Raw genomic sequence first — 19,561 nt, forward strand, 5'->3', positions numbered from 1 at the left:
GGTCACCGGTCCTCCGGGGCGTGACGGTCGATCAGGTGCTGGACCAGTGCGAGCAGCGCGTCGACGGACGAGTCGGCGTCGCGCGCGTCGCACGTCACCATCGGTGTGCCGGGCGTCAGGTCCAGGGCGGCGCGCAGCTGTTCCTCGCTGTGGTGCCGGGGCGCGTCCGGGAAGGCGTTGAAGGCGACCGCGTACGGCAGCCCCGACTCCTCCACCAGCCCCAGCACGTCGAACGACGCGTCGATACGGCGGCTGTCGACCAGGACGAGCGCGCCCAGCGCGCCGTAGGCGATGTCGTCCCACAGCGCCCGGAACCGCTCCTGCCCGGGCGTGCCGAACAGATACAGCACCACCCCGCCCGGCAGGCTGATCCGGCCGAAGTCGACGGCGACCGTGGTCGTCGACTTGTCCCGCACCCCGGCCAGATCGTCCAGTGGCGCGGACGCCTCGCTGATCGGTTCCTCGGTGTGCAGCGGCCGGATCTCGGAGACGGAACCGATCAGGGTCGTCTTGCCGACGCCGAACGGGCCGGCGACCAGGATCTTGACCAGTTCACGGGCCGTGTCGGGCAGGTGGATGTCCCCGGAGTCACGGGGCGCGTCGTCGGTGCGGCTAGGTGTGCTTGAGGGCGCGAAGGCCATCGGCCACTCTTTTCAGCAGGTCGGGGTCGAAGCGCTCGGCGGGCGGGATCGGCGCGCGGGACGACGCCAGCTCCCGGTCGATCAGCGCGCCCGCGAGAACGCGTACGGCGGACACGGGCAGCCGCAGCAGCGCCGCCGCCTCCACCACCGTGAGCGAACCGTCGTCCAGGGCGTCGAGGAGGGCGAGTTGTGCCGCGGGCAGACCGACGGGCGCGACCGTACGGGTGCTGGTGAGCACCGACAGCCGCTCCAGATGGGGGCGGCTGGGCCGGGCCACGCCGCCGGTCGACAGATACGCGGGGACCAGGGGGCGGCCGCCACGGCGGCCGGTCATGCCGACGCGCCGCCGTCGGTACCTCGGGGCGCGGCGGCCATCGCCTTCTCGCCCAATTTCGCCACCTGCGAGTGCACGCGGTGCGCCAGCATGTCCAGGCGCACCTCCCCGTCCCCGTACGCGGCGACACAGGAACCGTGGTCCGTCGGCACGATCAGCACATAGCCGTGGTCGGACTCGATCACGACCTGCCGCACCTCGGCACGCTCCCGGTCGGCGAACGCGGCGGCCGCCGTACGGCACGCCCCCTGCACGGTGCTGGTGATCGCGGCCACCCGCTCGGCCGACGGCTGGGTGAGTGCGTCCGTGTATCCGGTCACCAGGCCGTCCCGCGTGAGCAGTACGGCGGCCGCCACGTGCGGCACCTCCAGGATCGGTTCGAGCACCCAGGCCGTGTCTCCCGCTTCGCGGCTGGTCATCGAGCCGTTCCCCCTTCATGGTCGTGATCGTGGTCGTTCTGATCGGTGTCGCGCGCCTCGGCGGTGGGTTCACCGGTTTCGTTCCGTGCCGCCGCGGTGCCGGCCTGGAGCGCACCGAGCGCGGCGGCGGCCTGCTCGGGACTGCGCACCGCGGGTCTCGGAGCGGGCACGTCGTCGTACGCCGGGGTCATGCGGGTACGACGGCGCCGGCGCTGCGGGAGACCACCGGTGTCCCGGGGACCGTGATGCCCCGACACGGCGTCGGTGGCGTCCTCGTGTTCGGCGCCGTATCCGTGCGTGGTACCGGAGGGGTCGGCGGAGGGCCGGGTCGCGGTGGTTGTGGACGGCTCGGGTCGGGAGTCGGGGGGCGCCTCGGCGAGGGAGGCGGCAGTTGCCTCGTCCCGGGAGGCGGTAGAGACCTTGTCGCGGGGCGTGTCCTGCTCTCGCTCCGGGGACGCCTTTCGCGTCGCCTCGCCTCGGGACTCGCCGGTCCCTGTCGTCTCGGCCCGGGCGGCCGGGCGTGTGGAGCGTGGTGCGCTGGCGGCGGGCGGGCGCTCGGTGGGGTCGATCTCGCTGAGCAGATGGCTGTCGACCCGCAGCACGGCCCGCACCCCGCCGTACGGCGACGGCGAGGACAGGTCGACGGTCAGGTCGAACTGCCGGGTCAGCTGCCCGATCGCGGCGAGCCCCATGCGTGGTGGATCGCCCAGCTCGGTGAGGAGGATCGGCTCGGAACCGGCCACCAGCCGCTGTGCGCGGGCACGTTCGTCCTGCGTCATCCCGAGACCCGCGTCGTCGACGGTGACGCAGACGCCGTGATGGACATGCTCCAGGTTGACCTGGATGTCGGTGTCCGGCGCGGAGTGCCGCAGGGCGTTGTCGAGGAGCTCGGCGACGATGATCGCGACGGGCTCCACCGCGTGGGACACGAGCCCGGTGCCCGCGGCGAGGTGGTTGTGGACGCGGATCCGGTGGTAGCCCGCGAGCCGGGCATGGCCGCCGGTCACCGCGTCCACGAGATGCGACTCCTCGCGGGCGAGCCCGACCCAGGCCCCGCACACCACGGCGGCGACCTGCGCCCGTCGCAACGACTGCTCGTTCTCGTGGTCGAGTTGGAACAGGGTCTGCGTCAACTCCGGGTCGTCGTACTTCTGCTGAAGCCCGCGGAGCGCGTCCTGGAGCCGGTACAGAGCCGCCTGGATCTCACGGGTCGCCCCGCGCATCCCGGCCTGGGCGGCAGCGTCGATCCGGGTGCGCTGCGCGACCAGTTCCACGCGCAGCCCGTTCAGGACGTGTTCCAGCGCGGGTCCCAGCGGTGTCTCCGCGGTCCGCGGATGCAGCGGACCCGGAACGGGGACGTGCAGATGCGCGAGCTGCTGGGCGGCGGCCGGGACACGCCGGGCCGCCAGATGTTCGATCTCGGCCGTGAACGCTTCGACCGCGCCTGCGAGTTGGCGGCGCAGCGCGTCGATCTCGGCACGTTGCCGCGCCTGTTGTCGCTGTGCGCGCAGCAGCCCGCCGCCCAAGGCGAGTGCGGACAGCATGCCGACGGCGAGACCGCCGGTCGCCAGGTCCGGTAGTTCGATCATCGAATGGGGTCCAGAGGTCGGTTCGGGGCAGTCGGGCAGGGCTGGTTCCGAGGGCCGTCGGGCGAGCCGCTCGCAGCACAGTACACACCGTCATCGACTGATCTCGCACGGTCGACGGGTACTTCGCTCCGAAAGTGAAGGGACTCTGCTCACTTCTGCGCGGACTGTCTGAATTGCCGTACAGCAAGCCCGAGTTGGCCTTGATCGACCTCCTCGCGGACGCCGGTCGGGGTGCGGGAATGTCTGCTTCCATGCTGTGTGCAGGGCAGGTCGGCGGGTACTCGGACCGGGTCAGGAACGAGAACGCTGGGAGGAGGTCCGTGTGACCAGCGCCACGGAGACCGGTGGTGTCACCGGTACACAGGACAAGGACTACAACCTGATCTGGTACGTGGAGGCCTGCCTGAACAACGCGCTACGGCTGGAGACCTACATCGAGGACGCGGAGCGCGGCAAGGACACCGAGGTGGCCGACCTGTTCCGCAAGGCCCAGGCCGACAGCCGCAAGGGCGCCGAGCTGGGCAAGGCGCTCCTGCGCTCGCGGCTGAGCGGCGGCTAGAACCGGTCCCGCTCGCGAAGCCCGGACACCCGAAACACCGGGAGTGTCCGGGCTTTCGTCTGCAGGGAAGTCGTGAGACGCCCGGGGCGGGACCCCTGATGTGCCGAGTCGCTTTTGACACGTAGGGTTTACTTGCGTTCGACGCGTCGAACTCGGAGAGTTGCTATGGTGCTACTCACCGGTAGCAAGCCGGGCGGGGGGATGTCGGGGGTCGGCACGTCGGTGCCGTGATTCCTGGGCGGACCGTCGAGACGGAGGGTCGGCAAGGGGGCCGATCCGGCCGAGGCGTCCGCACCCTTCCAGCACCTGGCCTTCGAACTCCAGTTCGTTGCCCTTCGATGCAGACAGGTGAGACTCGCAACATGGTTCGCTCTTTGGTCGATCTGCTGTCCCAGCACGCCGCCCACCACCCCGACCGAACCGCCTACCGCTACCTCGCGACCGGCGACCGCGACGGCGAGATCCAGGAGATCTCCTACGGCCGTCTCGCCGAGCGGTCCCGGGCGGTCGCCGCCTGGCTCCAGGAGCGCGGCCTGGCGGGCACCCGTGCCATGCTGCTGTACCCGCCCGGCCTGGACTTCATCTGCGGCTACCTCGGCTGTCTCGCGGCCGGAGTCGTCGCCGTGCCCGGCGTCCCACCGCAGGGCCGCGCCCGGAACCACCGTGCCCTGACCCGGATGAAGCGGCTCATCGCCGACGCCGACGCCAAGGTGATCCTCGGCGGGCGCGAGGTGATCACCGCCCTGTCCGGCCTCGCGGAACACCTGCCCGAGCTCGCCGACATCACCTGCGTGGTCACCGAGGACATCCCCGACGAGACCGCCGGCTCCTGGCGCGAGCCCGAACTCACCGCCGACTCCGTCGCGTTCCTCCAGTACACCTCCGGCTCGACATCCGCCCCGCGCGGCGTGATCGTCACCCACGGGAACCTGCTGGACAACGAGCGGGTCATCACCGAGCGCATGGGCCACACACCGGACGTCATCGCGGAGCGCGGTCACGAGATGTTCGTCAGCTGGCTGCCGGTGTACCACGACATGGGCCTCATAGGCCCGGTCCTCAACACCGTGTACCTCGGTGTGACCGCCACACTCTTCTCGCCGCTGCACTTCCTCCAGCGGCCCGAGCGCTGGCTGACCGCGATCAGCCACTACCGCCCGCACACCAGTGGCGGCCCCAACTTCGCGTACGAGCTCTGCCTCAAGCACGCCACCCCCCGGCTCCTCGACGAACTCGACCTCGGCAGCTGGAAGGTGGCCTTCAACGGCGCCGAACCGGTCCGCGCCGCCACGCTACGGCGCTTCGCCGACACCTTCGCCCCGGCCGGCTTGCGCCGTGAGTCCCTTTACCCGTGCTACGGCCTCGCCGAGGCGACCCTGATGGTCACCGGCAGCACGGTCCACGCCCCGCCCACCCTGCTCCAGGCCCCGGAGACCGGCCCGCACGCCGGCCAGTCCGACGCCGCGGCCGTCAGTTGCGGCCGGCCGGGGCCCGATGTCACCGTCGCCATCGCCGACCCCGAGCGTGGCGAGGAACTCCCCGACGGACAGACCGGCGAGATCTGGGTGCGCGGCGCGAGCGTCGCCAAGGGCTACTGGCGCAACGCGCTCGCCACCCGGGAGACCTTCCGCGCCACCCTGACCGGCCACGACGGCCGCTTCCTGCGCACCGGCGATCTCGGATTCCTGCGCGACGGCGAGCTGTTCGTCACCGGCCGCCTCAAGGACCTCATCGTCATCGACGGGCGCAACCACTACCCGCAGGACCTCGAACTGACCGCCGAGATGGCCCACCCGGCCCTGCGCCCCGGCTGCACCGCCGCGTTCTCCGTCGACGGTGCGGGCGATGCGGGCGGTGCCGACGGCGGTGACGGTGGCGACGGTGGCGAACAAGCTGTCGTCATCGCCGAGATCGCCCCGGACGCGGCTTCCGAGGCGGAGAAGATCATCGACGTCGTCCGCAGCGGTATCGGCGAGGCCCACGGCCTGTCCGTGCGTGATGTCGTCCTGGTCCAGCCGGGCACCATCCCGAAGACGTCCAGCGGCAAGATCCAGCGCCGCGCATCCCGGGCGGCCTACCTGGAGGGCACGCTCGCCGTGATCCCCGAGCCGGCCGTGAGCTGAGACCCACCACGTGCCGTGACCCGGCATCCGCCGCTCGCCGTGCCCCGGCACCGGCGGTCGCCGTGACCCGGCATCCGCCGTCTGCCGTCGGTCGGCACGCCCGTCCGCTCGTCGTCCGTCGGCTCATCCGCCGTACGCCGGCCGGGACGGTCGTACCGGCGCACGAGCCCCAGGGGCCCTACGACCGCCCTGCCCTTTGCCCGAATCCACGAGGACACCTGTCTAGATGCCTGCGCACCAGTCGCCGAAGCAGTCCAACGAGCCGACCCTGACCACTCCGGAGGATGTGCGGGTCTGGTTGGAGTCGGCCGTCGCCGAGGCGGCCGGGCTGGACCTGACGGCCGTCGACCCGGACCGGCCGATCGCCGAATTCGGGCTGGGATCACGGCAGTTGGTGACGCTGGCGGCCGAGCTGTCCGCGTCGGCGGGCCGGACCCCGGACCCGTCCCTGATCTTCAATCACCCCACCATCGCGGCGCTCGCGGAGGCGGTGTTCGCGGACCCACCAGCGCCCGCGCCCGCGTCGACGACGGGCTCCGCGTCCGGCGCGGCGCCCACGCGGCCCGACGACGACATCGCCATCATCTCCATGGCCTGCCGGCTCCCCGGCGGCGCCGACGACCCCGAGGCGCTGTGGCGACTCCTGGCCGCGGACGAGGACGCCATCACCGAGGTACCGGCGGGCCGCTGGGACACCCGAGGGCTGCACGATCCCGACCCCGAAGCCACCGGCAAGGCGTACTCCCTGCGCGGCGGCTATCTCTCCGGTATCGACCGTTTCGACGCGGCCTTCTTCGGGATCTCGCCCCGCGAGGCCGCCGCCATGGACCCCCAGCAGCGGCTGCTCCTGACGACCGGCTGGGAGGCGATCGAGCGCGCCGGTATCGTCCCGGAGACGCTCGACGGCAGCTCCACGGGCGTCTACATCGGCCTGTACGACAGCGGCTACCTGGCCTCGGCCGCCCTGGACCAGCTCGACGGGCATGTCGGAACCGGATCCGCGTCCAGCGTGGCGTCCGGCCGTATCGCCTACACCCTCGGCCTCCAGGGACCGGCGGTCACCGTCGACACCGCCTGCTCGTCCTCCCTCGTCGCCCTGCATCTGGCGGCGGGGGCCCTCGCCGCCGGTGAATGCGACCTCGCGCTGGCCGGCGGTGCGACGCTGCTGGTGACGCCGCGCGGCCACGTCGAGTTCAGCAGGCTGCGCGGGCTGTCGCCGTCCGGGCGGTGCAGCCCCTTCTCGACGGACGCCGACGGCGTGGTGTGGGCCGAGGGCTGCGGCATGGTGCTGCTGAAGCGGCTGGCGGACGCACGCCGCGACGGCGACCGGGTCCTCGCCGTCCTCAAGGGCTCGGCGATCAACCAGGACGGCCGCAGCCAGGGACTGAGTGCCCCCAACGGCCCGGCCCAGGAACGCGTGCTGCGGGCCGCCCTCGACGCGGCCGGGCTCCAGCCGCACGACCTGGACCACATCGAGGCACACGGCACCGGCACCCCGCTGGGCGACCCCATCGAGGGTCGCGCCCTGTCCGCCGTCTTCGGCCCCGGTCGCCCCGCCGAACGCCCCCTCGGCGTCGGCTCCCTCAAGTCCAACATCGGCCACACGCAGGCCGCCGCGGGCATCGCCGGCGTCATCAAGACGGTGCTGGCCTTGCAGCACGAACGGATCCCGGCATCCCTGCACGCCGGGACCCCGACCGAGCACATCGACTGGGCGCACAGCGGCCTGCGCGTACTCGACGAGGCCCGCGTCTGGCCGAGAGACCCCGAGCGGGTCCGGCGCGCCGGCGTCAGCGCCTTCGGGATCAGCGGCACCAACGCCCATGTGGTGCTGGAGGAGGCCCCCGAGGACCGGCTCACGGCCCCCGCGGACCTCCCCGGCACGACCCTCTTCCCCCTCTCGGCCCGTACCCTGCCCGCTCTCCGCTCTCAGGCCGACCGGCTCCTCACTACCCTCGAACAGCAGCCGGAGCTGCCGCTTCCCGCCGTGGCCGCGACCCTCGCCCACCACCGCACCCACTTCGAGCAGCGGGCCGTCGTCCAGGCGAGCGACCGACACGAACTGATCACCGCCCTGCGCGCACTCGCCGAGGACCGACCCGATCCCGAACGGACCGCGGGCCCTCAACAGGCCACGCTGACCGGCAAGTTGGCGTTCGTCTTCCCCGGCCAGGGCTCCCAGTGGCCCGGCATGGCCCGTGATCTGCTCGATCGCGACCCCGTGTTCGCCGACGAACTCGACCGCTGTGACGCCGCCCTGCGCCCGTTCACCGAATGGTCGGCGACGTCCGTGCTGCGCGGCGACGCGGGCGCCCCGGACCTGGACCGCGTCGATGTCGTCCAGCCGGTGCTGTTCGCCGTGATGGTGTCGCTGGCCGCCGTGTGGCGGGCCCGCGGCATACGGCCGGACGCCGTCATCGGGCACAGCCAGGGCGAGGTCGCCGCCGCGTGTGTCGCGGGGGCGCTCAGCCTCAACGACGCCGCCGCGGTCGTCGCCCTGCGCAGCCAGGCCCTGACGGAACTGTCCGGCACCGGCACCATGGCCGTCGTCGCCCTGCCGCACACCGACGTAGAGGCCCGACTGGCCGCCCACGACGGCACGATCAGCGTGGCAGCCGTCAACAGCGGGCGCTCGACCGTGATCGCCGGCGCCGTCGACGCGGTGGACACCCTGCTCGCCGACCTCGACCGGCAGCAGGTCTTCGTGCGCCGCCTCGACGTCGACTACGCCTCGCACAGCAGCCAGGTCGAGGCCGTCCGCGCCACGATCCTCGACGAACTCGACGGCGTCACCACCTACCCGACCCCGGTCGCCTGGTACTCCACCGTCACGGGCGAACCGGTCACCGACGGACTCGAAGCCGACTACTGGTACACCAACCTGCGCGAACCCGTACGCTTCGCACCGACCGTCGAGCGCATGGTCGCCGACGGCTACCGCTGCTTCGTCGAACTCGCCCCGCATCCGTCGCTGCTCACCGCCCTGCGCACCGTCGACGAGGACCTGCTCGCGGTCGGATCGTTGCGCCGGGACGAGGACGGCCCCGCCTGCCTGGACCGCGCCGCCGCCGAACTCCATGTCCACGGACGCCGGATCGACTGGCGCCGCACGGTCTTGCCCACCGCTTGGGCCGACCTGCCGACATACGCCTGGGACGAGCAGCGCCACTGGATCGAGCCCACGGCCTCCGCCACCGCACCCGGCCTCTTCGACCGTGCCGCGCATCCGTTGCTCGGCATCCAGCTCCAGTCGGCCGACGAGACCCGCTGGACCTTCCGCAACGAGTGGTCCCCGGCCACCGCCGACTGGCTGCCCGACCACACCGTGTTCGGCCGGACCGTGGTCTCGGGCACCACCCAGATGGAGCTCTGCCGCGCCGCGCTCGCCGCGGCCCGCCCCGACTCCGCCGCCGACATCACCGGTCTGCTGCTCCTGGCCCCCCTCATCCTGCCCGCCACCGGCACGGTCGAGGTGTCCGTCGAGGTCGTCACCGCGGGGACCGCACCGGAGATCACGGTCCACAGCCGCCCACGCGGCCAGGAGGCCACCGACTGGACCCTGCACGCCACCGCCTCCGCCGCCGATCCCGCCGCCACGCCGGACGACCGGCCGCCGACCTGGCCCGAACCCGCCGACCCGGCCTGGCGCGACGACACCTACGAGCGTCTGAGCGAGCTCGGTCTCGGCTACGGGCCCGCTTTCCAAGGCGTACGACAGGTCACCGCGACCGCCGAAGGAACCCTGCTGGCCCGCCTCGCGCTGCCGTCCGTCGCCCGGGAACCGGACGCCCCCTATCCGGTGCACCCGGCGCTTCTCGACGCCGCCCTCCAGGTGGCCGCCGCCTTCGACACCTCCGACCGGCGCGTGCTCCTGCCGGTCGCGGTGGCCCGCTGCGTCCTGCCGCCCGGCGGCGCGACCGAACTGACGGCCTCCGTGCGCCGGACGGACCACTCCGGAGCCGGCGCCTCGGACCTCACCCTGGACGTCACGCTGTGGGACGCCGACGGCTTCCCCGCCGGCCGTCTGGAGGGCGTACGGCTGCGGGCCGTCGACCCCGCCGACCTCAACACCGGGTCGGAGCACGGGCGTCACCTGTACGAGGTGGCGTGGACGGCCGTCGCGGACGAACTCGCGGGTCCGCCGCCCGGAGCGGTGTGGGCCGTCGTCGGTGCGGGGGAGGATGCGGCAGCGGCCGTGGCCGGCCTGCACGCGGCGGGCGTCCGCGTCGGCGACGAGGGCGCCGACACGGTCGTACGATTCTGGTCTGCCCCGGACGCCGAACCTGCCGCCGCAGCCCATGAGTTGGCAGCGCAGGCACTCGTCGAATTGCAGGCGATGATCGCCCTCCAACCGGACGAGGCGCCCACGCGGACCCTTTGGGTGACTCGCGGAGCGGTGGCCGCCGCCGAGGCGGACACGGTTCCGGGGCTCGCGCAGTCGGTGCTGTGGGGTCTGGCCCGCAGTGCCCGTACCGAGCACCCGGACCTCGGGCTGACCCTGCTCGACCTCGACGGCGACGAACCGCCGCTCCTCTCCGCTGCCGCGCACGATGAGCCGGAACTCGCCCTCCGCGAGGGCCAGTTGCTCGCCCCCCGCCTGGTGCGTGCGCGTCCCGCGCCTGCCGAGAGTCCCGTGCGCATTCCCACCGACGGAACCGTCCTCATCACCGGCGGCCTCGGCGCGGTCGGCCGCCACATCGCCCGGATGCTCGCCGAGCAGGGTGTTCCGCGCCTCCTGCTGACGTCCCGTCAGGGCGCCGACGATCCCCGGGCCGCCGAGGCCGCCGCCGAACTCGCGGCTCTCGGCGCCGAGGCCGAGGTCGCCGCGTGCGACGTGGCCGACGCGGCGGCACTGGCGGACGTACTGGACCGCATCGGCGACGAGGCACCCCTGCGGGGCGTCGTGCACTGCGCCGGAGTCCTCGCCGACGGCGTGGTCGCGGAGCTCCAGCCCGACCGCCTCGCACGGGTGCTGCGTCCCAAGGTCGACGGTGCCGCCCATCTGCACCGGCTCACCGCCGGCCGTCCGCTCGACCTCTTCCTGCTGGTCTCCTCCGCGGCGGGCGTCGTCGGCAACGCGGGCCAGGCCAACTACGCGGCCGCCAACGTCTTCCTGGACCAGCTGGCCCACCACCGCCGCGCGCTCGGGCTGCCCGCGGTCTCGGTCTCCTTCGGCGCCTGGGCGGGGGAGGGGCTGGCCGCCGAGCACGCCGACCTGGAGCGGATGGCCCGTCTCGGACACCGGGCCCTCACCCCTGAGCAGGGCCGGGACCTGACCGCGCTGTGCCTGCGCCGCGACGCCGCCCACCTGGTCGCCTGGGCGCTGGACCTGCCCCGGCTCCGGGCCGCCGCACCCTCCGGCGCCCTGTGGCGCTCCCTTCTCCCCGCGGCCCACCTCGCACGGCAAGGCAGCCGCACCCTGGCCGACCGACTGGCCCGGCTGCCGGAAGCCGAACGGGCAGCGCGCGTCCTCGCCCTGGTCCGCGAGGAGGCCGCCCACGCGCTCGGCCTGCGCTCGGCGGAAGCCGTCCGCCCCGACCAGCCGCTGCGCGACCTCGGTATGGACTCGGTCACGGCCGTCGACCTGCGCAACCGCATCAGCTCCCGCATCGGCACCAAGCTCCCGGCCACCCTCCTCTTCGACCACCCCACGCCGACCCGCCTGGCCGAACATCTGCTGGCCAACGTGCTGTCGGTGACGAGGCGCCCCAGTGTCGAGGCCGCGCCGACGACGACCTCCTCGGACGAGCCGATCGCTCTCGTCGCCATGGCCTGCCGGCTGCCCGGCGGCGTAGACGACCCGGAGGGCCTGTGGCGCCTGGTCGCGGAGGGACGGGACGCGGTAGGACCCTTCCCCGCCGCGCGGTGGGACGTCGAGTCGCTGTACGACCCGGACCCGGACGCGCCCGGCAAGTCCTACGCCCGCGAGGGCGGCTTCCTCGACGACATCGAGTCCTTCGACGCCGGTTTCTTCGGCATCACCCCGAAGGAAGCGGCCGCCATGGACCCGCAGCAGCGGCTGCTGCTGGAGACGGCATGGGAGTCCCTGGAACGTGCCGGAATCGTGCCGGCCGACCTGGCGGGCAGCACCACCGGCGTGTACGTCGGCATGTTCGGCAGCGACTACCTGTCCGGCAGCCGGCTCGACCAGCTCGACGGATACGTGGGCACCGGTTCCGCCCTCAGCGTCGCCTCCGGGCGGCTCGCCTACACGCTCGGCCTGAACGGGCCCGCCCTCACGGTGGACACCGCCTGCTCGTCGTCGCTGGTCGCCGTCCACCTGGCGGCGCAGGCGCTGCGCGCCCGCGAGTGCGATCTGGCGCTCGCCGGCGGTGTCACGCTGATGGTCACACCGCAGACCTTCGTGGAGTTCAGCCGGCTGCGGGGGCTGTCCCCGACCGGGCGCTGCCGTTCCTTCTCCGACGCCGCCGACGGGGCCGTCTGGGCCGAGGGCGCCGGGATGGTCGTACTGAAGCGACTGAGCGACGCCCGGCGGGACGGCGACCGGGTCCTGGCCGTGCTGCACGGCACCGCCGTCAACCAGGACGGCCGCAGCCAGGGCCTGTCCGCGCCGAACGGGCCCGCGCAGGAGCAGGTGATCCGACGCGCCCTGGAACAGTCCGGGCTGCGGCCCGACGACATCGACTTCGTCGAGGCGCACGGCACGGGCACGACCCTGGGTGACCCGATCGAGGCGAACGCCCTCACCGAGGTCTTCGGAGCCTCGCGCACCGAGGGACGCCCGCTGTACCTCGGCTCGCTGAAGTCCAACGTCGGCCACACCCAGGCCGCTTCGGGCGTGTTGGGTCTCATCAAGGTCGTACAGTCCCTGCGCCACCAGACCCTGCCGCGCACCCTGCACGCCGACACGCCGAGCCGTCATATCGACTGGGCGGACAGCGGACTGCATCTACTGCGGGAGCAGGTCGGCTGGCCCGCGTCGGTGGAGCGGACACGGCGTGCCGGCGTGAGCGCGTTCGGGATCAGCGGCACCAACGCACATGTGATCGTGGAGGAAGCCGACCCGGCGGTCGGATCGCCGGAGACTGAACTACCCTCCGCAAAGCGCCTGTTCGTCCTGTCCGCCCGCAGCGAGACCGGTCTGCGCGGACAGGCCGCCGCCCTCGCGCACGACCTCGCCGCCGACGCGCCGGACATCGCCTACACGCTGGCCCGCCACCGCAGCCACTTCGAGCGGCGGGTGGCGGTCGTGGCCGAGGACCGGGACGAACTGCGCTCCGTGCTGGGCGAGTTGGCGTCCGGGCGGATCACCCTCCCGCCGCCCCGGGAGGAGCAGTCGGGCAAGGTCGCCTTCGTCTACTCCGGACACGGTGGCCAGTGGCCCGGCATGGGGCTCGACCTGATGGGGGAGTCGGAGGCGTTCCGTGCGGAGCTGACCAGGATCGACGACGCCGTACAGCGGCACGTCGGCTGGTCGGTGCTCAACGTGCTGCGGGCGCCGGAGGAGTTCTCCCCGCTGGAGCGCACCGAGTACCTGCAGCCGACCCTGTTCGCCGTCAACGCGGCGCTGACGGCCGCGTGGCGTTCCCTCGGTGTCACCCCGGACGCCGTGACCGGGCACAGCCTGGGCGAGATCGCCGCCGCGTACAGCGCCGGCGCGCTCACCCTGGACGACGCCGTCACCGTGGTGACCGGGCGCGCCCAGGCGGTCGCACCGGTCGCGGGCAAGGGCGGCATGCTCTCCCTGGACCTGCCGCGTCCCCGGGTCGAGGAACTTCTCGCCCCGTACGTCGGCCGGCTGTTCGTCGCCGCCGTCAACAGCCCGCACTCCACGGCGGTTTCGGGCGACGGTGACGCCCTGGCCGACCTGCGCCGCAGCCTGGACGAGCAGGGCATCGCGGCCCGCTCGCTGTCGACGCCGTTCGCCTCGCACACCCCGCTGATGGCCCCGCTGCGCGACGAACTGCTCGACCGTCTCTCCGGCATCCGCAGCACGCCCACCCCGACCCCGCTGTACTCGACGGTGCTCGCCGAACCGGTGCCGGGCGAGCGCCTGGACCCCGCGTACTGGTACGCGAACCTCAGTGAACCCGTGCGCTTCGCGGACACCGTCCGCCGCATGCTGGACGACGGCTACCGCTTTTTCGTCGAGCTCAGCCCACATCCCTCGCTCGGCTCGTCCATCGAGGCGGTGGCGGCCGACGCCGGGATCGACGCGGTGAGCGTCGGCTCGCTGCGCCGTCAGCGGGGTGGCAGGGACGTACTCCTCGGCAGGGTCGGGGAGTTGTACATGGCGGGCCACACGCCCGAGTGGCCCATGCTGTTCCCGGCGGGCCGCCGCGTCGACCTGCCGACCTACGCCTTCGCCCGCGAACGGCACTGGCTCGCCCCCGCCCCGGCCACCGCGACCGGCGGCTCCCCGCTCCTGGGTACGCACGTCGAGGCCAGCGACGAAGCCGACCGGCACCTGTTCCAGAGCGAGGTGGACCTGTGCGACAGCCGCTTCGCCTATCTGACCGACCATCGCGTGACGGGCGAGGTCTGGCTGCCCGGCGCCGCCTTCCTCGACATGGCGCTGGAGGCCGCCTGCGCGGTACAGGACGGAGGCGACGTACGGCTCGCCGACGTCCGGTTCCTCCAGCCGCTGCGCCTGGACGAGTCCCGGCCGACACGCCTCCAACTGGTTCTGCGTCCCGCCGCCGACGGCGCACGGGACTTCACCATCGCCTCCGCACCGGCTGCCGGCGAACGGCCCGTGACCTGGGAACGCCACGTCACCGGACGCATCACCGTCACCACCGCCGAAACCACCCCGGAACCGGGCGAGCCGCCGGCCGCGCTGCGGGAACGCTGCACCGAGCAGGTCGACCTGCCGGCCGTCTACGGCGCGCTCGCCGCCCTCGGCATCGAGTACGGTCCCGTCTTCCGCGGCCTGGAGTCCGGCCACCGCAGCCGGTCCGCAGGGCTTGCCCGGCTCGCCGAGAGGCCCGCCGCCGGCCATCTGCTCCACCCGGCCGTCCTCGACGCCGCCTTCCACACGGCCGCGCTGCCCGGCGACGCGCCCCGGGGAAGGGCGTTCGTGCCCGCCGGAGTCGGCCGCCTCCGCCACACCGGGCTGCGCACCACCCCCGTGTGGGTGGCGTGCGAGCTGCGGTCCGTGTCCGGCGACGGCGCGACACTCGACCTGCGCCTGTACGACGACAACGACCAGCTGATCCTGGAGGCGCGGGAGTTCGCGCTGGCCGCACTCTCCCCGCTCGACGGAGCACTCTTCGAGACCCGCTGGCAGTCCCGCCCCGTCGCCAACGACCCAGCCGAGCAGGGGAGTTGGCTGATCTTCGCCGACGAATCCGGCGCGGCGGCGGAACTGGTCGAGCGGCTGGGCAATTCCGTGCCGTACGTGATCGCCCGCAGGGGAGAGTCCTTCGCCGTCGAGAGCCCCGGGCACTACGTCCTCGACCCGGCCGACCCCGGTCACCTGGCACGCCTGCTCGACGAGGCCTTCGCGAGCGAACCGCCCGCGCGGATCGTGCAGATGACGGCCCTCGACGCGCCCGCCGTCGAGGACGACCGCACGGCCGAGGAAGCGGCCCGGCTCTGCTGTCTGAGCACCCTGCACCTGGTGCGCACGCTCGCCGACCGAACCCAGGGCGCGGCACCCCGCCTCTTCGTCGTCGTGCGCGGCAGCCAGGCGGCCGGCGACAGCACGCAGGTGACGCACCCTCAGCAGGCGCTCGGCTGGGGCTTCGGACTCGCGGTGGCGCAGGAGTACCCACAGCTGCGGACCACCCTCGTCGACCTCCCGCCCACGGACGGCGCCGACGCCCTGTGCACCCAGCTCCTGCACGCGGACGACGAACGCCTCGTGGCGCTGCGCGGGACCGAGCGCCTGGTGCCCCGTCTGACCCGCACCCGCCCCGACGACGGCGGCCACGGCGCGACCTCCCCGGACGGCGTATACCTGATCACCGGTGGACTGGGCGGTCTCGGCCGTGTCGTCGCCGAGCGACTGGTCCGCCGGGGCGCCCGGCGGCTGGCGCTGATGAGCCGCGGGACGCCCGGCGCCGACGCCCTGGGCTGGATCCGCCGGCTCGAAGAGCGTGGGGTCACCGTGCACCTGGCCCGCGCGGACGTCGCCGACCGCGCCGGCCTCTCGGCCGCCCTGGACGCCGTACGCCAGGAACTCGGCCCCATCGCCGGGGTCGTGCACGCGGCCGGTGTCCTGGACGACGCCACCATCGCCAACCTGACCGACGAGCGTGTCCTGCGGGTCCTCGCCCCCAAGGTCCTGGGCACCGCCCTGCTCACCGAACTGACCCCGGACGCCGCCGACTTCGTCCTGTTCGCATCCGCGGCCGGTCTGCTCGGCTCAGCCGGACAAAGCCCCTACGCGGCGGCCAACGCCTTCCTGGACGCCTGGGCCCACCATCTGTCCCGCACGGACCGGCGGGCGCTCAGCCTGGACTGGGGTGCCTGGTCGGGCGTCGGCATGGTGTCCGAGTCCGGCACCCGCGAAGCCGAGACCGCCCGCTCCGGCCTGGTCGCGTTCTCCGCGCAGGACGGCGGCGAGCTCTTCGAGCGGGTCCTCACCACGGCCCGCCGCCAGCTCGCACCGCTGGCCCTGGACCGGGAGATGCTGGCCCTCGACCCCGATGCCGCCCGCACCCGCCCGATCCTGGCCGACCTGGTCACCGTCCCGGCCGGCCCGACCGGCTCGGACGACCTGGTCAAGAAGGTGTTCGCGGCGACGACCGGCACCGAGCGGACCGCACGCCTGGAGGCGTATGTGCGCGCCAGGGTCGGCGAGGTCTCCGGCGGCGCGGTCCAGGTGTCCGCGACCACGGCCCTGAAGGAACTCGGCCTCGACTCCCTGATGCTGGTGCGGCTGCGCAACGCCTTCGCCCGCGAACTCGGCGTCGAACTCCCCGCCGCCACCGTCTTCTCGGCCGCCGACATCCGCGGCCTCGCCCAGGCACTCGGCACGGCTCTGCCCGAACGGGAGGCCACGGCGCAGGACGAGCCGGAGCACGTCACCGACGTCCCGGAGACCGAGACGCACCCCGCCACCCGCGACGTCGTACGACTGCTGCGCAGCGCCCAGCCCGCCATGCCCGACGCGGCCCACGCCGTCGGCCTGGCCGTACGCCTGACCACGCCGACCACCCGCGAGACCCTCACCGGCATCCTCGACCGCCTCACCGCACGGCACGCGGCCCTGCGCACGGCCATCGTGCCCGCCGCCGAGGGCGGACGGCAGCTACGGGTCGACCGCACCCTGCCGGAACCGCCGCTGCGCTGGACGGTCGTAGCGGACGGTACCGCTCTGGACGCCGCCGACGGGCTGCGCGCACTCCTGGAGCCGCCCTTCGACCTGGCCGCCCCGCCCCTGTGGCGGTTCGAGCTGCTGGACGGCGGCGAGCGCGGGCAGATCCTGGTCTACGGCGCGCACCACGCCGTCAGCGATCTCCAGTCGCTGCTGCTGGTGGCCGGCGAGATCGACGCCGAGCTGTCAGGCGACACTTTCGGTGAGACCGTCACCAACCGTGACGTCCAGCTGCTGATCGAGGCCCAGCGGACCGACGAGCAGGCCGACGCGAGCACCGACGCGGTCGACTGGCGTGCGGCGTTCGAGGGCAGTGAACGCCTCGACCTGTCCTTGAGCCGACCGCGCCCGCAGGCCCGCACGTACCGCGCGGGCAGCGTCACCGTGCCCATCCCCGACGGGCTCATGGACCGGATCTCGGCCGCCGCGAGCCGCCTGGCCGTCACACCCGCCGCGTTCTGCCTGGGCACCCTGACCGTCCTGCTGGCCAGGAAGCGCGAGCGTGAACGCTTCGTCCTCGCCGTGCCCGTGGACACCCGCATCCACGCCGACGCCTACGACGCGCTGGGTTTCTACGGTGTGCCCGTGCCCTTCCCCGCCGAAGCGAAGGCGAAGGAGCGTGTCGAGGAGGTGCTGCGCCGTACCGACGGGCGTCTGGAGCGGGTGCTGACCAAGGGCGCGATGTTCTCCGACGTGCTGCCGGTGCTGGCCCGAGGCGGCCTGTACCGGCCGAACGCGCCGCTGGTGGAGGTGTACTTCAACTATGTCCGCGCGGCCCGCGGGCTCACCGCCCTGGAGGTGCTGCCTGCCGGAACGGGCTACTCCGACCTCGACCTGATGATCACCATGACCCCGGACGCGGGCCGGATCCGCCTCGACCACAACCTCGACATCCTGGACGGGGCGACGGCCACCGAGCTGGGCGAGGAACTGCTGGGTCTGCTCGCGGAGACGGCAGAGGACCCGTCGGGCCCGGTACGGACGGCAGCGGCCCCCGCTGTGAGCCACTCGCTCGCCCTGGCCGCCACCTTCGCCCTCGGCAACCTGCCGCAGATGTGCGAGACAGCGGTCGATGTCTCGACGAACGACGGCGGTGTCACGACCGTCGCCGAGGCGCCGTACCACCACGTCCTGCCCGCCCTGCGCGACCCGTCCGGAGTCTTCGCCGACCAGGCCACGACCACGGGCGTCGTCCTGCTGCGGGCCACGGACCTGCAACGCTTCGGTCCGCTCGACGACCAGCTGCTGGCCGAACTGCGCATGGCCTACCCGGCCGCCCTGCGCGCGGTCGCCGAGCAGTCCCGCAAGCCGCTGATCGTCGGCTTCCTGCCCGCGGTTCGGACGGAGGACCGGCTCAGCCGCTGGGAACAGGAGGTCGCCGCCGAGCTGACCGACGTGCCGGGCATCGCCGTCCTCGGCCCCGACGACTGGACCCGCCACCACCCCGTCGACGAACCCTTCGACGAGCGCACCGAAGCCATGGCCCACCTCCCGTTCACCCCCGCCTTCCAAGCGGCCGTCGCCCTGCGCCTCGCCGAGGTCGTCCGTGCCGTACGACGCCCCGCACCGAAGGTGATCGCCGTCGACGGCGACGAGACCCTGTGGGGCGGCGTGGCCGGCGAGATCGGGCCCGAGGAAGTGGACCTGAGCGGGTCGCGGGCCCTGCTGGCGCGCCGGCTGCTCCAGTGGCGCGCGGCAGGGGCGCTGCTGGTGCTGGTCAGCAACAACGACGAGGACACCGTCCGCGCCGTACTGGACCGCCCGGACAGCCTGTTGAAGGCTGCGCACTTCAGCGTGCTCTCGGCGGCCTGGGGCCCGAAGCCGACGCGCCTGGCCGAGGCGGCCCACACGCTCAACCTCGGCCTGGACAGCTTCCTCTTCCTCGACGACAACCCGGCCGAGATCGCCAAGATGCGCGCCGCGCTGCCGCAGGTGCTGTCGGTGACCTGTCCGACGGCCCGCGAACTGCCCGCGTTCCTGGGCCGGTTGTGGCCATTGGTTCCGGCCGCGGCGACGGCTGAGGACGCCCTGCGGGCGCGGTTCTACGCACAGGAACGGGAGCGGGATGCCGTCCGTGAGCAGGCCGGCTTCGAGGAGTTCCTCGCGCAGCTTGAACTGGAGGTCGACGTCCGGGCCCTGTCCGATGCCGACGTGCAGCGCGCCGAGCAACTCGTGCGTCGCACCAACCAGTTCACGATGCGCGCCCGCTCCGCCGACGGCGGCGACGTCGCGCGCTGGCGCGAACACGGCGAGGTGTGGACGGCGTCGGCCCGCGACCGCTTCGGCGACTACGGCCAGATCGGCCTCCTCGCCGTGCGCCGCGAGGGCGACCAACTCGACGTGACGGCCTGGCTGATGAGCTGCCGCGCACTCGGCCGGGGCGTCGAGGAACGCCTGCTGCAATGGCTCGCCGACCGGGCCGAGGAACTGCACTGCGCCAAGATCCGGCTGACAGCGGAACGCACCCCGCGCAACACCCCGGCCCGCCGGGTGCTGTCGGCGCTGGGCGGTGGCGATCCGGACGACGACCACCTGGAGACGGTGGTCACGCCGGAGCACCTGAGGACGTTCCGCTCCTGGCGGCGGCCATGACGGCCCCGGTACCCGCGGAC

7 protein-coding genes are annotated in these 19,561 nt (G+C 73.2%); 3 read left to right on the forward strand and 4 right to left on the reverse strand.

The features are described from left to right. Positions 1-2 precede the first annotated feature (2 nt). From ACFPQ9_RS21820 to ACFPQ9_RS21835, 4 genes are read right to left on the reverse strand one after another with little or no spacing between them, the layout of a single operon-like run. Positions 3-641 (reverse strand): GTP-binding protein, encoded by a 639-nt coding sequence (locus ACFPQ9_RS21820; RefSeq protein WP_380855568.1) that lies wholly within the window; start codon positions 639-641, stop codon positions 3-5. Continuing rightward, complete coding sequence (locus ACFPQ9_RS21825) at positions 613-975, reverse strand: DUF742 domain-containing protein (RefSeq protein ID WP_380855571.1); 363 nt, start codon at positions 973-975, stop codon at positions 613-615. Before ACFPQ9_RS21825 ends, ACFPQ9_RS21820 begins: the two co-directional genes overlap by 29 nt. Further along, a complete protein-coding gene (locus tag ACFPQ9_RS21830; RefSeq protein WP_380855574.1) occupies positions 972-1,394 on the reverse strand; it encodes a roadblock/LC7 domain-containing protein in 423 nt (140 codons plus the stop codon). Before ACFPQ9_RS21830 ends, ACFPQ9_RS21825 begins: the two co-directional genes overlap by 4 nt. Next, positions 1,391-2,983 carry an ATP-binding protein gene (locus ACFPQ9_RS21835; RefSeq protein ID WP_380855577.1) on the reverse strand — a complete coding sequence of 531 codons (1,593 nt, stop codon included), beginning with the start codon at positions 2,981-2,983 and terminating at the stop codon, positions 1,391-1,393. The genes ACFPQ9_RS21830 and ACFPQ9_RS21835 overlap by 4 nt, the downstream gene beginning before the upstream one ends. Positions 2,984-3,305: 322 nt before the next feature. On the opposite strand from ACFPQ9_RS21835, the gene ACFPQ9_RS21840 reads away from it, so the two are divergent. The 3 genes from ACFPQ9_RS21840 (at position 3,306) to ACFPQ9_RS21850 (ending at position 19,541) form a co-directional block, all read left to right on the forward strand. After that, positions 3,306-3,542, forward strand: a complete 237-nt coding sequence (locus ACFPQ9_RS21840) for a hypothetical protein (RefSeq protein WP_380855579.1) — start codon at positions 3,306-3,308, stop codon at positions 3,540-3,542. A 362-nt stretch (positions 3,543-3,904) separates the two neighbouring features. Beyond that, a complete protein-coding gene (locus tag ACFPQ9_RS21845; protein WP_380855582.1) occupies positions 3,905-5,665 on the forward strand; it encodes a fatty acyl-AMP ligase in 1,761 nt (586 codons plus the stop codon). Positions 5,666-5,891: 226 nt separating this feature from the next. Further along, positions 5,892-19,541 (forward strand): SDR family NAD(P)-dependent oxidoreductase, encoded by a 13,650-nt coding sequence (locus ACFPQ9_RS21850; protein ID WP_380855585.1) that lies wholly within the window; start codon positions 5,892-5,894, stop codon positions 19,539-19,541. The last annotated feature ends 20 nt before the right edge of the window (positions 19,542-19,561 follow it).

The organism is Streptomyces coerulescens (genome assembly GCF_042657965.1).
Classification (GTDB): domain Bacteria; phylum Actinomycetota; class Actinomycetes; order Streptomycetales; family Streptomycetaceae; genus Streptomyces; species Streptomyces coerulescens.

Excerpts from the sequence above, each read along its gene's own strand:
- ACFPQ9_RS21850 (WP_380855585.1), top strand. The coding sequence starts at position 5,892 with ATGCCTGCGCACCAGTCGCCGAAGCAGTCCAACGAGCCGACCCTGACC.
- ACFPQ9_RS21845 (WP_380855582.1), top strand. The coding sequence starts at position 3,905 with ATGGTTCGCTCTTTGGTCGATCTGCTGTCCCAGCACGCCGCCCACCAC.
- ACFPQ9_RS21830 (WP_380855574.1), bottom strand. The coding sequence starts at position 1,394 with ATGACCAGCCGCGAAGCGGGAGACACGGCCTGGGTGCTCGAACCGATC.
- ACFPQ9_RS21820 (WP_380855568.1), bottom strand. The coding sequence starts at position 641 with ATGGCCTTCGCGCCCTCAAGCACACCTAGCCGCACCGACGACGCGCCC.
- ACFPQ9_RS21825 (WP_380855571.1), bottom strand. The coding sequence starts at position 975 with ATGACCGGCCGCCGTGGCGGCCGCCCCCTGGTCCCCGCGTATCTGTCG.
- ACFPQ9_RS21835 (WP_380855577.1), bottom strand. The coding sequence starts at position 2,983 with ATGATCGAACTACCGGACCTGGCGACCGGCGGTCTCGCCGTCGGCATG.